General features: G+C 70.8%; 7 protein-coding genes. 4 read left to right on the top strand and 3 right to left on the bottom strand.

Annotated elements, in window-relative coordinates; genetic code table 11:
* Window positions 1-135: 135 nt before the first annotated feature.
* On the top strand, window positions 136-6,825 hold the full coding sequence (locus ACTWPP_RS05520) for an SDR family NAD(P)-dependent oxidoreductase (RefSeq protein WP_443102981.1): 6,690 nt from the start codon (window positions 136-138) through the stop codon (window positions 6,823-6,825).
* Between the two features lie 40 nt (window positions 6,826-6,865).
* A complete protein-coding gene (gene ccrA / locus ACTWPP_RS05515; protein ID WP_443102980.1) occupies window positions 6,866-8,191 on the top strand; it encodes a crotonyl-CoA carboxylase/reductase in 1,326 nt (441 codons plus the stop codon).
* 208 nt (window positions 8,192-8,399) lie between these two features.
* Here the strand turns inward: ccrA and ACTWPP_RS05510 are convergent, their stop codons facing one another.
* Together ACTWPP_RS05510 and ACTWPP_RS05505 are read right to left on the bottom strand one after the other, a co-directional pair.
* Window positions 8,400-9,038, bottom strand: coding sequence for a class F sortase (locus tag ACTWPP_RS05510; protein WP_443102979.1), 639 nt, complete (start codon window positions 9,036-9,038; stop codon window positions 8,400-8,402).
* 1 nt (window position 9,039) lies between these two features.
* Window positions 9,040-9,891, bottom strand: a complete 852-nt coding sequence (locus tag ACTWPP_RS05505; RefSeq protein WP_443102978.1) for a hypothetical protein — start codon at window positions 9,889-9,891, stop codon at window positions 9,040-9,042.
* Window positions 9,892-10,514: 623 nt separating this feature from the next.
* Between ACTWPP_RS05505 and ACTWPP_RS05500 the strand changes: the two genes are divergently transcribed.
* Together ACTWPP_RS05500 and ACTWPP_RS05495 are read left to right on the top strand one after the other, a co-directional pair.
* Window positions 10,515-10,934: a hypothetical protein gene (locus ACTWPP_RS05500; protein WP_443102977.1), complete on the top strand. Its 420-nt coding sequence runs from the start codon at window positions 10,515-10,517 to the stop codon at window positions 10,932-10,934.
* Window positions 10,935-10,962: 28 nt separating this feature from the next.
* Window positions 10,963-11,214 (top strand): hypothetical protein, encoded by a 252-nt coding sequence (locus ACTWPP_RS05495; protein ID WP_443102976.1) that lies wholly within the window; start codon window positions 10,963-10,965, stop codon window positions 11,212-11,214.
* A 330-nt stretch (window positions 11,215-11,544) separates the two neighbouring features.
* On the opposite strand, the gene ACTWPP_RS05490 is transcribed toward ACTWPP_RS05495, so the two are convergent.
* On the bottom strand, window positions 11,545-12,975 hold the full coding sequence (locus tag ACTWPP_RS05490; RefSeq protein WP_443102975.1) for a DHA2 family efflux MFS transporter permease subunit: 1,431 nt from the start codon (window positions 12,973-12,975) through the stop codon (window positions 11,545-11,547).
* Window positions 12,976-13,148 lie beyond the last annotated feature (173 nt).

Below are 13,148 nucleotides of genomic sequence, written 5' to 3'. Positions count from 1 at the left end.
CCGAGTCTTGTCATCACCGTGACAAGTAGCGGATGAGAAAAGTGGTCTGGATGCGCATCATGAGCTGGTCATCGTAGGACAAAGTGGGTCCCTCCGCTTCGCTGAACGATCCCGGTTTTGGGGGGAACCCACCGCATGCAGAGCAATGATCGTTCCGGAGCCGCGCGGGACAACGCGCAGGACGAGACTCGGATCAGTGAGGATTCGATCCGCCGGCACCTGATCGAGCAGATCGCGCGTCGCTCCAGGATCAACGTCGCCGAGATCGACCCCGACCGGCCGCTGGAGGAGTTCGGGCTGGCGTCCAGGGACGCGGTCGCGATCGCCGGCGAGCTCGAGCAGATGCTGGGACGGGCCCTCCCCGCCACCCTCGTCTGGGAACATCCGACGATCAACAAGCTCTCCCTGGCGCTCGCGGGCGGTGCCGCCGAGGTGCGGCGCCCGGAGCCGGCGTTCGCCGTGCGGGAGGCCGCGAACGACGAGCCCGTCGCCGTCGTCGGCATCGGCTGCCGCTTCCCCGGCGGGGAACGCGACCTTACCGGCCCCGAAGACTACTGGCGTTTCCTGACCGGCCGGGGCGACGCGATCCGCGAGGTGCCGGACGGCCGCTGGGATCCGTTCGACGACGGTTCCCCCGAGGTCGGCGACCTGCTCGCGAGGACGACCCGGCTCGGCGGTTTCCTCGACGACGTCGCCGGGTTCGACGCGCAGTTCTTCGGCATCACCCCGCGCGAGGCGGCGGTGATGGACCCGCAGCAGCGTCTCGTCCTGGAGGTCGCGTGGGAGGCGTTCGAGCACGCGGGCATCGGGCCGGCGTCGCTGCGCGGCAGCCGCACCGGCGTGTTCGTCGGCGTCTCCGCGCCGGAGTACGCGGCGTTCACCGCGTCCGACCTGGCGTCCCTGGAGCCGTTCACGGCGACGGGCGCGGCGCTCAGCATCATCGCGAACCGGCTGTCGTACCTGCTCGACCTGCGCGGCCCCAGCATGATCGTCGACACGGCGTGCTCGTCGTCGCTGGTCTCCACCCACCTCGCCGTGCAGGCGCTGCGCAGCGGTGAGGCCGACGTGGCGCTCGCCGGCGGCGTGAACGTCCTGCTGTCGCCGACCGTCACGATGACGTTCGACCTCGCGGGCGGGACGGCGTCCGACGGGCACTGCAAGGCGTTCGACGCGTCCGCCGACGGGATGGTCCGCGCGGAGGGCTGCGGCGCCGTCGTCATGAAGCGGCTGTCGGACGCGGTGCGGGACGGTGACCGGATCCTCGCGGTCGTGAAGGGTTCCGGCGTCAACTCCGACGGACGGTCCAACGGCCTCGTCGCCCCCAACTCCGACGCGCAGCGCGCCCTGCTCCGCGACGTGTACGCGAGCGCGGGCGTCGACACGCAGGAGGTCCACTACGTCGAGGCCCACGGGACGGGTACGTTCCTGGGCGACCCGATCGAGGCCAAGGCGGTCGGTGAAATTCTCGGCGCCGGACGCGAACCCGATGTGCCTCTCCTGCTCGGCTCCGCCAAATCCAACCTCGGGCATATGGAGTCTGCGGCGGGCATAGCCGGGCTCATCAAAACCGTCCTTGCGCTACATCACCGGGTCATCCCGCCTAGCGCGCACTACAAGGAACCCAACCCGCACATCCCGTTCGACGAACTGCGCCTCGCGGTCGTCGCGGAAGAGACGCCGTGGCCTGAGCGGGGTCACCCCGCGCGCGCCGGCGTGTCCGGTTTCGGTTTCGGTGGGACGAACGCACACGTCCTTCTGGAACAGGCCCCAGCGCAGGAGACGACCGTCCAGGCGGCCGTCGTCCGGACGTTCCCGCTGTCCGACACCAGCGACGACCGTATACGCGACCACGCGGCCGTCCTCGCCGGGTGGCTCCCGGACCAGGACGTGAAACTCCCCGACCTCGCGCGCACTCTGCACGGCCGCCGTGGCCGCGGACGAGCCCGCGCCGCCGTCGCCGCCCGGGACCGCGCAGGGCTCATCGACGGCCTGACCGCTCTCGCGGAGGGCCGGCCCCATCCCGGTGTGGTGAACGGCTCCGCTCTCGGCGCTCCAGGCCGTCCCGTATGGGTGTTCTCCGGCTACGGCGCGCAACGCGCAGGGATGGCGCAGCGGCTCCTGGAGGAGGAGCCCGCGTTCGCCGAGGCCATCGACGACCTGGACGGCCTGTTCGCCGCGGAGGGCGGTCCGGGCCTGTGGGCGCTGCTCGAAGGGGGCGAGAAGCCGGACGGCCCGGTCGTCACGATGCCGGTGCTGTTCGCGATCCAGATCGGCCTGGCCCGGATGTGGAAGTCGTACGGCGTCACGCCCGGCGCGGTGATCGGCCACTCGATGGGCGAGGTCGCGGCCGCGGTCGTCGCCGGCGCGATCACCCTGGAGGACGGCGTCCGCGTCATCTGCCGCCGGTCCCGCCTGCTGACGCGGCTCGTCGGCGGCGGCGCGATGGCCGTCCTCGGCGCGTCCGCCGGCGAGGTGGCGCGCCTGGGCGAGGGTCTGCCCGAGGTGTACGCGGCGGTGCACTCGTCACCGAAGCAGACCGTCGTCACCGGCGACGCCGGCCAGGTCGCCGAGATCGTCAAGCGCGCGGAGGCCGAAGGGCGCCTCGCCCGGATGGTCCAGGCCGAAGGCGCCGGGCATTCGCCCCAGGTCGACCCGCTGCTCCCCGAACTGCGCGAGCTTCTCGCCGAGGTCGGCACCGAACGCGGCACGCCCCTCGCCGAAGGCATCAAGCTTTACACCACGGCCCTGGACGACCCCCGCGCCCTACTCGATTTCACCGCGACCTCCACAAACACCGCGACCTCCACGAACACCGCAGCGCCCACGAGCAGTGCGGGTGGGCTTGGGGTGTCCTACTGGGCGGCGAATCTGCGGAACGCCGTTCGGCTCACGGATGCGGTGTCGGCGGCCGCCGAGGACGGGTTCCGGACGTTCGTCGAGGTCAACGCGCATCCCATTCTCGCGCACGCGGTCGGGGAGACCCTCGAGGGGACGGGAGCGCTCGTCACCCACACGCTCAAGCGGGCACCGAAGGGGCAGGAAACCGACGACACCCTGACCTTCCATGCGCAGCTCGCCACCCTGGCCGCGTACGGTCACGCGATCGCCGCGCCCGCCGACGGGCGGATCATCGACGTGCCGCAGTCGCCGTGGCGGCACGAGCGGCACTGGGTCGACCTGTCGTCGCGCACGTCCGGCGGACGGGACGAGCACCCACTCCTCGGTGCGCATGTGGAAATGCCCGGCGAAGAGCGACACGCCTGGCGTGCCGACGTGGGTCTCGCCGCCCAGCCGTGGCTCGGCGAGACGATGGTCCACGGCCTGCACACGCTGCCGGTCGCGGCGTTCGCGGAGATGGCGCTCGCCGCCGGGGCGACCGCGCTCGGCATCGACGGCGTCCGCGTCAACAGCCTGTGGATAGAGCGGCCGCTCGCGCTCGCCGACCACACGACCGTGACGACGACGTTCGCGGAGGCGGAGCAGCGGGTGGAGGTGCACGCGCTGACGCCCGCGGGGACATGGACGCGGCTGGCCAGCGCGGACGTCGGCGAGGACCACCGGTCACCGGCGGAGTCCGGGTCCGGCGCCGCCACCGAGGTCGCGGGCGCCGAGCGCGGCAGCCGCCACTACCGGCTGCACCCCGAGGTGTTCGGCCGTTGCCTGTCCGTCCTGTCGGACGAGGCGGCGGCCCTCGCCGAGGGGACGTGGCTGGCCGAGACCATCGGCAGCCTGCGCGTGTACGGGCCGACGCATCGCGGCGGGCATGTCCGCGCCGCGGTGTGCCTGGACGACGAGGGCATCACGGGTTCGGTCCTGCTCCTCGCGGCGGACGGCCGGCTCCTCGCCGAGGCCACCGGTATCGTTCTGCGCCGCGTCGAGCGTCACGACGTGCCCGTCCCGGTCGCCGACAAGCTCGTCGAACTCGTCTGGAACGAGTCGCCGCTGCCCGGCACGGACGAACCCGGACTCGACGAACCCGGACTCGGCGCATCCGGACTCGGCGCATCCGGACTCGGCGCATCCGGACTCGACGGTCCCGCGCCGGACGCGGCCCGGTCGGCCGAGGCCGGAGGTGCCTGGCTGGTGCTGTCCGATGAGGAGGACGCGCTCGCGTCCGCGGCCGTCGCCGGGCTGGAGAGGCGCGGGCGGCGGGTCGTCCGGCACCGGCTGACGAACCGCCCGCCGGACGATCATCCGGCGATGGACGGTCCGGTGGACGGCGTCGTCCTCGTCCCGTCCGCGGATCTTGTGGACGAGGACCTGGTTCTGGCCGTCGCCGGTGTGAGCCGTTCGCTCCCGGACGGCCCCCGTCTCTACGTCGCGACGCACAGGGCGGTCCCTGTGAAGGACGGGGAGCGAGGCGAACCCGGCCACGGTTTCATCAGCGCGCTCACCCGTGTGCTGGCGTTCGAACGGACCGTTCAGCGGGTCACGCATGTGGACGTCGACCGTCCCGCCGATCTGGTCGCGGAGCTTCTCGGCGACGGTGACGCGCGAGAGGTCGCCTGGCGCGGCGGCGTACGTCATGTGGCGCGTCTCGCGCAGGCGCGGCTGCCGGAGGCTGCGGCCAGGCCGAGGCGGGTCGTCCGGCGCGGCGGCGCCTACGTGATCACCGGCGGGTACGGCGGGATCGGCCTGGTCACCGCGCGGCTGCTGGCCGAACGCGGTGCGGGACGCATCGTCCTGTCGGGGCGGAGCGGGCCCGACGCCGACGCGGAGAAAGTGATCGCCCGCCTGCGTGAGGACGGCGTGGACGTCGGTGTCGTCCTCGGCGACATCGCCAGGCCGGGCATGGCCGAGCGGCTCATCGGTGTCGCGCAGGAGGGCGGCGCGCGGCTGCGCGGCGTGGTCCACGGCGCCGGTGCCATCGACGACCGGCTGATCGCCGACCTCGGCGCCGAGGATCTCCACAGGGTGTGGACGGCGAAGGTGGAGGGCGCGCGGCGGCTCAGCGAGGCCACCTGGGATCTCGACCTCGACTGGCTCGTCATGCATTCCTCGGCCGCGGCGCTGCTCGGCTCGCCCGGCCAGGCCGCCTATGCCGCCGCGAACGCCGCGATCGACGCGCTGATGGCGTACCGGCGGGCCAATGGACGCCCCGGAACCACCATCAACTGGGGCACGTGGTCACAGGTCGGCGGTGCGGCGGACACGTCGGTCACCGTCATCGACCCGATCAGCCCGGCGGAGGGCGCCGAGGCGCTGGAGGCGCTGCTCGTCCACGACAGGCCGGCGACGGGTGTGCTGCGTTTCGACCCCGTCACGGCGGTCGGGCTGTTCCCCGAGATCCGCGACATGCCGTACTTCGCCGCGCTGACGGAGGCGGCCGACGACGCCGGAGCGGGCGACGCGGGCGACTGGCCCGGCGTCGAGGCGCTCAAGGACGTCGACGCCGCCACCGCCCGAAAGATGATCGCCACGCAGGTCAAGCACCGGATCGCGGCCGTCCTCGGCTTCGACCCGGGGCGCCTCGACCCGTCCGTCCCGCTCACCGACCTCGGCCTCGACTCCCTGGTCGCCGTCCGGATCAAGAGCGGGGTCGAGCACGACCTCGGGCTGACCGTCCCCGCGTCGGTGCTGCTGCAGGGCGCGAGCGTCAACGTCTTCGAGGAGTGGGCGGCCGGCGAACTGGGCCTGTCGGACGCCCCGGCCCCGGCACGGGACGCCGCCGTGTCCAACGCCGAAGCCGGATACGTCATGCCGCGCGACGCCGCCGAACGCCTCGCCGTCCGCATCTTCGAGGACGTCCTGGGCCTCGACCGCGTCGGCGTCACGGCCGACTTCTTCGCGGAACTGGGCGGCAGCGAAGACCAGGCCGACCAGATCGTCGCCCTGGTCGCGGCCGAACTGGCCGAGGTGGCAGGCCGGGGCCGGCCGGCCGGGGAGAGCCCCGGGGTCACCCGCGGCGAGCTGTTCGAGGTGCCCACGGCGGAGAACGTCGCCGAGTTCATCCGCGCCGCCGACGAGGAGGCCGCGCGGCAGACCGTCCGGCCGCTGAAGCCGTCCGGCGGCCGCCGCCCGATCTTCATCGCGCACCCCGCCGGCGGCACCACCGCCTGCTACCGGCAGCTCATCGACCTGCTCGGCGACGACCAGCCGGTGTACGGGCTGGAACGGTTCGAGGACGCGCCGTCCGTCGAGGAACGCGCCGCCCGCTACGTCCGGCACCTCCTGGAGGCGCAGCCCGACGGCGCGTTCCGGCTCGGCGGCTGGTCGTTCGGCGGCGTCCTCGCCTACGAGACGGCGCGGCAGCTCACCGCCGCCGGACGCGACGTCGAGTTCGTCGCGTTGTTCGACGCGGGCCTCCCGCTCGCCGTGGACGACGAGTCCGACACGCTCGCCCGCCGGTTCTCCGCGTTCGCCGACTACATCAACGAGACGTACGGCCTGGACGTCACCCTCACCTACGAGGAGCTGTCCGGGCTGGACGAGGAGGCGCAGTTCGCGCTGGTCATGGAGCGTGCGGCCCCGCTCGTGGACTACATCCCGCCGGCGGCCCTCACGCATCAGCTCACGTCCCACCAGGACACCCGCTCCCTGGAGGCGTACCGGCCCGAGCCGTACGACGGCCGCGTCATCCTCTACCACGCGCCCGAGGAAACCCCCTGGGCCGTCCGCGATGCCCGTTACGTGCTCGACGGCACCAACGGGTTCGGCGGGCTCTGCTCCGACCTGGAGATCGTCACGATCCCCGGGGTGCACCACCTCAACCTGCTCGACCCACCCGGTGTGGAGGCTCTCGCCGCGCACCTGGAGGGCCGGCTCGGCGGACGGCGGGAGCACGCCGTTCCGGCCCCGGCCACCACGTCGAACCCGGCCCGCTGAGGGCCGCCCCGAACCCCGTCGTTCCACGGAGGACACCCCCATGGCCCAGTCCCACGACCTGCTCGACGCCGTACGGTCCGGCGCGACCGGACCCGAGCTGCAGGACATCGACCTGCCGACCCGTTTCCGCGCCGCGTTCACCCGCAAGGACGAGGTCGGGATCTTCGAGGGTCAGGCGGACAAGGACGTGCGCCGCTCCATGCATGTCGGCGAGGTCGACATGCCCGAGCTCGCCCCCGACGAGTGCGTCGTCGCGGTGATGTCCGCCGCGATCAACTTCAACACCGTCTGGTCGGCGATCTTCGAGCCCGTCCCCACGTTCGCGTTCCTGGAGAAGTTCGGCCGGCAGGGCTGGTACGGCGCCCGGCACGACCTGCCGTACCACATCCTCGGCTCCGACGGCTCGGGCGTCGTCGTCCGCACCGGCAGCGGCGTGAAGAGCTGGAAGGTCGGCGACAAGGTCGTGCTGTCCCCGTCCTACGTGGACGAGGAGGACCACGGCTCCTACGACGACGGCATGATGAGCGAGACGCAGCTCGCGTGGGGCTTCGAGACGAACTTCGGTTCCCTCGGCGAGTACTGCATCGTCAAGGCGAACCAGCTCATCCGCAAGCCCGCCCACCTCACCTGGGAGGAGGCGGGTTCCAACACCCTCTGCGCCGCCACCGCCTACCGGATGCTCGTCGGCACGCACGGCGCCCGCATGAAGCAGGGCGACGTCGTCCTGATCTGGGGCGCCACCGGCGGTCTCGGCTCGTACGCGACGCAGCTCGTCAGGAACGGCGGCGGCATCCCCGTCGGTGTCGTCTCGTCGGACGACAAGGCCGGCATCGTCCGCTCCCAGGGCTGCGAACACGTCATCAACCGCAACGAGCTGAACCTCGGCGAGCAGGGCCTCCGCCACCCCAAGGCCGGCCGGATGCTGGGCGAGGCGATCCGCCGCCTCGTCGGCGAGGACCCGGGCATCGTCTTCGAGTACCTCGGCCGCGAGACGTTCGGCGCGTCCGTGTACGTCGCCAAGCGCGGCGGCAAGGTCGTCACCTGCGGCTCCTCCACTGGCTACAAGCACGAGTACGACAACCGGTTCCTGTGGATGCGCCTCAAGAGCATCATCGGGTCGCACGGCTTCAACTACCACGAGGCCGTCGAGGTCAACCGCCTCATCGGCCTCGGCATGATCCACCCGACGCTGTCGGCGGTGTTCCCGCTGGACGAGGCGGGCGACGCGACCCGCGCCGTCCAGACCAACCAGCACATCGGCAAGGTCGCCGTCCTGTGCGGCGCCACCGGCGAAGGGCAGGGCGTGGACGACCCGGCCCTCCGCGCACGCATCGGCGAGGAGAAGCTGAACCTGTACCGCCGCTGACGCTCCCGGCCTCCGGGACTTGGCTTGAACACCGGGCCCTCCCCCGCCATGCGGCAGGGGCCGCGCGTCCACGAGCGTGGCCTGAGGCGCCGCGCACGGGGACGGCCGTGGTCTCCCGTCGGCGGGCGACACGGAGGCCGGTGATGAGACCAAGAGACCGCCCGCCCCTCCACGGCCGTGGACGGGCGGGCGGTCGCGTTGGGGTCGGTCAGGAACCGGCCAGCTTGGCGTACACGATCACGTTGTCCTTGTAGTGGCCCGACTTGGGGTCGAAAGCACCCCCGCAGGTCACCAGGCGAAGGGACGCGTGGTCCAGCTGGGCGCCGAACACCTTCTTGTGAGGGAAGGCGTTCTTGTCGACGCGCTGGATCTGCTGCACGGCGAACGTGGCGGTGGTGCCGTCCTTGCGCGCCACCTGGATCTTGTCGCCCGCCTTGAGTTCCTTCAGGCGGTAGAAGACGGCCTGCTTGCCGTTGGCGTCGACGTGGCCGAGGAGGACCGACGGGCCGATCTCGCCCGGCGTGACGCCCTCCTTGTACCAGCCGACCAGGTTCGGCTTGCTCAGCGGCGGTTCCTCGACGCGCCCGTTGGGCAGGAGCCCGATCTCGCTGACGGGAGCCGACACGCCGAGCTTCTGGATGGTGATCTTCGTTGGCTGCGAATGGGTCAGCGGCGCCGAGACCGCCGCCGCGGTGGCACCGGCGGAGCCGGTCGCCGCGGGGGTGCCCTCGGAGGTGACGCTGCCGTCGTCGCCACCGCAGCCGCTCAACAGGAGTCCGGTGAGCAGCGCGCCGGCCGCCACGCCCATGGCGCGGCGACCGGCGGCCGTTGCTGAGAAGTCAGGCAACTTACGAACGCTCCTGCACCGTCCGGCGGCGCAGCGCGACCGCGCCGAGGCCGAGGAACATGAACGCGCCCCAGGCGGCGGCCATCATCGGCGAGCCGTCGTTGCCCAGCGAGCTGCCGTCACCGGTGTTGATCGGCCCGGTGGGGATCTTCGGCGTCTTCGGCTCCATGGCGTTGCCGCCACCGTTGCCGCTGCCGCCGGCCTTCTCCGGGCTGGTGCTGTACTTGACCGACCCGAAGTCCTTGCAGACCACCGTGACGGTGGTCGGGTCCGGCAGGTTGCTGCGGTACGTGCCGGTGGCGGTGAAGGTGTCCTTGCCCGCCTTCTTCACCGGCAGCGGGTTCTTGGTGTAGCCGTTGCCCGAGACGCTGACCGCGGTCGGGCAGTTGACCGTGAACGTGACGTTCTGGCCGGGGGCGACGCGGCGGCTGGACAGCTTCACCTTGTCGTACCCGAACTTGAACTCCGGCGTCGGGTCCGGGTTCCCGTCGGGCTTGGCGACCGTGAGGGGCAGCGTCATCGTCAGCTTCTGCTGGTTGGCGTCGTGGCAGGTGACCTTGTAGTTGTAGGTCTGGCCGGCCTTCAGATGCCTGCTGTCGAACGTCGTGACCGGGCCGCTCGTCCAGTTGGCGCCGCTCTGGGTGAACTTCACCACTTCGGCGAACACCATGGTGCCCTGGTGCGCGAGCACCGGCTTGCTCTCACAGCCGGCCACCGTGACGGTGATCTTCGAGCCCGCCGTGAACGGGTTGGGGGAAGCCGAGGCCTTGCCATCAGCGAGTGCCGGGCCCGCCATCCCGAGCACCATTGCCCCCGCGGCGACTCCTGCCGCGGCCAGCCGAGTTGAGCGCATTGCGTTTCTCCTCATGATCGGGGAACTCTCCTCGTCTCCCGGGCCAGAATCACACCTGAGCGATGGCGGGGGATGCCGCGTGACGCGGCAGACATGCGGGTGTGCTCGCAGTTACGAGTGCCCGGAGAGACGTAGGGTGACGATGAGCCAGCAGTGTAGCGATGACTCGTTCCGGCGCAACCCAAATTGTGGGGAAACAGCTGGTGAATGGCCTGACTCGGTCACTCTGAGGATCGTGTAAACCCCCTCAATGACTGAGCGACATGTCCCTTCAAGACCACAATGTCAATGCTCTGACCAGCGAAAACGCCGCTGTTCGCCAAGTCGTGCGGAGCGTTCCTCCGCTTTGGTGAGGGCCCGGGTACGGGCTCTCCGAAAATCCGGAGAAACTTGTCGACCGACCCTCCGTGCCCTCCGCACATGCTCACCGTAAAGCGTGAAGTCGATCACACTGGGTCGAGCCGCGGAACCGGAATCGGCGACTCTGCGTCACGCCCCACCGGGCGAGAGAACGGCTCGCGTCTCATGCCGTCTAAGTCACTGTTCACCCTCCGGGAATGTTCTCGCGACACGTTCAAATGGCCCAGCGGACATCCCAAAGATTGCATCGGGACGATCACTCAGTGTTGCGAAACTTCTCGGACGCGCGCTCCTCGCCGGATGTGAGCGCTGTGCCACCAAGGGCGCAGACGATCCAGGGAACGAGGAGAACGGCGAGCCTGACAGCCGCGCGCTCCGGATCGTCGCATGGCCCCAGCCGCTCTCCGGTGCTCGAAACGAACCACCGGCCGTCGCTACCGCTTGAGATGGTCCGCAACCGCCCGCAGCTCGTTCCCGAACTGTTGCGCAGCGTCTTCGGCGTCGATGTGCCCGACCTTGTGCCGACCACGTTGACGTCGGAGTCCTACGCTGACGTCAACCCGGCCGAGCTGAGGTGTGACGCCACCGTCCTACTCGGGGACCCCAAGCGTCCCAAGCTGGGTGTGGTGGTGGAGTCACAGCTACGCCCACGAGATCAGAAGTGTAACGTCGCGGTTGTCTGACGCGGCCCGCAAAATCTTGGAGGAGACGATGTCGGTCAAGGGCTACGAATGGGAGTCGGACTTCGCCAAGAGCCACCGTGCGGAGGGCCGCGTGGAGGGCCGTGAGGAAGGTCGCGTGGAAGGTGAGGTCAAGGCGCTTCTGCTGTTGCTGGAAGCCCGTGGTATCCCCGTCACCGACGATGTCCGCGACCGGGTCGAGGGCTGCACTGATCTTGGCCAGATCGAGCGCTGGATTCAGCGGGTCGTCACCGCCGACACCGCCGACGACCTCTTCGCCTAGGAGTCGTGCCCTCGGCGTTGCCCGAGCCCCGCGGCCTGCCTTCCACCTCACGCCCGTCGAGGAGTCGCGTACCTTGATCACGAAGGTGATGGAGGAGTACGGGTGACCGCACCGGACCTGTCAACCGCTAGGTGGCGCAAGGCAACGAGCCCCTGCCCTCATTGGGCGGGGGCTCGTCTGGGGAGAGACACCAAGGTGACACGTCCGCTGCTCATTTCCATCGACTCCGCGACCGGCCTCACCCGCCACTCAGTCGATCGAGCCCTCACCTGGGCCGGCGACCTGTGATCGCCGGTGGTGAGCGACATCATGCTCGTGGCCGTGGTCGCCTCACTTGGCTTCCGCGGTGCGCGGCTCGGTGCCCGAACCGGCGCCGGTCGGCTCGGAGCCGGCCGGGGAGGGAGATGGTCGAACGCCCAAGCCCGTCAGCGCGCCGAGCACGGAAAGGACCGCGGCGGTCACGAGGGCGGGGCGCAGGCCATCGACGATCGAGTCCTGCGACTCGAACCCCCCGGCCGCCAGGAAGACGGCTCCGATGGCCGCGATCCCGATGGCCCCGCCGACATGCCTGCCGGCGTTGGTGGTCGAGGACGCGACGCCCATCCTGGCCGGGCCGGCGGCGTCGAGGGTCGCGGCCGCCACGGTCGGGAAGACCAGCGAGATGCCCACTCCGGCGACGAACAGCGGCGCCAGCAAGGTGAGGTAGGACGTTCCGACCCCGGCCACCACGCTGAACCAGCCGAGCCCGATGCCCTGCAGCAGCAATCCGGCCGCGATGAGAGGCCGGTTGCCGACCGACTCCGCCAGCTTGCCCGCGATCGGGGAGACCAGGATGGGCGTCGCCGTCCACGGGAGCAGCCCCAGGCCCGACTCGGTCGGCGAGTAGCCCCTCCCGAGTTGGAAGTACTGGGTGATCAGTACACCGGAACTGAAGAGTGCCGCGCCCATCAGGAAGGCACTCGCGTTCGCCGAGGCGAAACTCGGCATCCGCAGGAGTGAGAGCGGCAGCATCGGTTCGGGCGTCCTGCTCTCCCACAGGACGAACCCGGCCACGATCACCGCGCCGACGACCAGTTGGACCAGCGTGGACGCGTCGTCCCACCCGGCGCTGTCGGCACCCTGGACGGCCCGCACGATCACGAGCGAACCGGCGCTGACCAAGGCGAGCCCGACCAGGTCGAGCGGCTGTCCACGACCGCGGGACTCGGCCATGAAGCGCAGCGAGAGCACCACGGTCAGGATGCCGAGGGGAACGTTGATCCAGAAGATCGACTGCCACCCGAACACGTCGGTGACCGCGCCGCCGACGAGTGGTCCCACACCGACGCCGGTGCCCACCACTCCGCCCCAGACTCCCAGTGCCACGCCGAGGCGCCGGGCCGGGAAGGCGGCGATGATCAGCGTGAGCGTCACCGGTGTCACGATCGCCGTGCCGATGCCCTGCGCCGCCCGCGCCGCGATCAGCGTCTCCGCGTCGGGCGCCAGCGCCGCGGCGATCGACGCGATCGTGAAGATGGCCACGCCGGCGTTGAAGACGCGGAGCCGTCCGAAACGCTCACCCAGCGCCCCGCCGGCGAAGAGCCCGACCGCGACGGCCAGCGCGTAGGCGTTGATCACCCACTCGAGGTCGATGAACGAAGCACCCGTGTCCCGCCCGATCTGCGGGAGGGCCGTCGTGACCGCCAGCAGATCGACCGCCTCGATGAACGCGGCCGTGCACGTGATCGCCAGCGTCCAGGCCGGCACCCTCTCCCGGCTCATGCTCGCGCGGGCTCGTAGAGCCCGAACGTGGTGCCCTGGTCGTCCTTGCAGACGGCCATGCGTCCCGCGCCGGGAATCTCGAACCAGACCAGATTTGTGCTCATCAGAGCTTTCCTCTCGGTGGGGTGGGAGCGCCTCGCTCCGTCTTCCGAACCAAGGACGCAATCGCCCCG

The organism is Actinomadura sp. 3N407 (genome assembly GCF_052245875.1).
In the GTDB taxonomy this organism is placed as follows: domain Bacteria; phylum Actinomycetota; class Actinomycetes; order Streptosporangiales; family Streptosporangiaceae; genus Spirillospora.
This window is presented reverse-complemented; position numbering and strand designations above follow the sequence as displayed.

What these genes read in the sequence shown, in the direction of transcription:
- ACTWPP_RS05520 (WP_443102981.1), top strand. Translation starts at nt 136, where the DNA reads ATGCAGAGCAATGATCGTTCCGGAGCCGCGCGGGACAACGCGCAGGAC.
- ccrA (WP_443102980.1), top strand. Translation starts at nt 6,866, where the DNA reads ATGGCCCAGTCCCACGACCTGCTCGACGCCGTACGGTCCGGCGCGACC.
- ACTWPP_RS05505 (WP_443102978.1), bottom strand. Translation starts at nt 9,891, where the DNA reads ATGCGCTCAACTCGGCTGGCCGCGGCAGGAGTCGCCGCGGGGGCAATG.
- ACTWPP_RS05495 (WP_443102976.1), top strand. Translation starts at nt 10,963, where the DNA reads ATGTCGGTCAAGGGCTACGAATGGGAGTCGGACTTCGCCAAGAGCCAC.
- ACTWPP_RS05490 (WP_443102975.1), bottom strand. Translation starts at nt 12,975, where the DNA reads ATGAGCCGGGAGAGGGTGCCGGCCTGGACGCTGGCGATCACGTGCACG.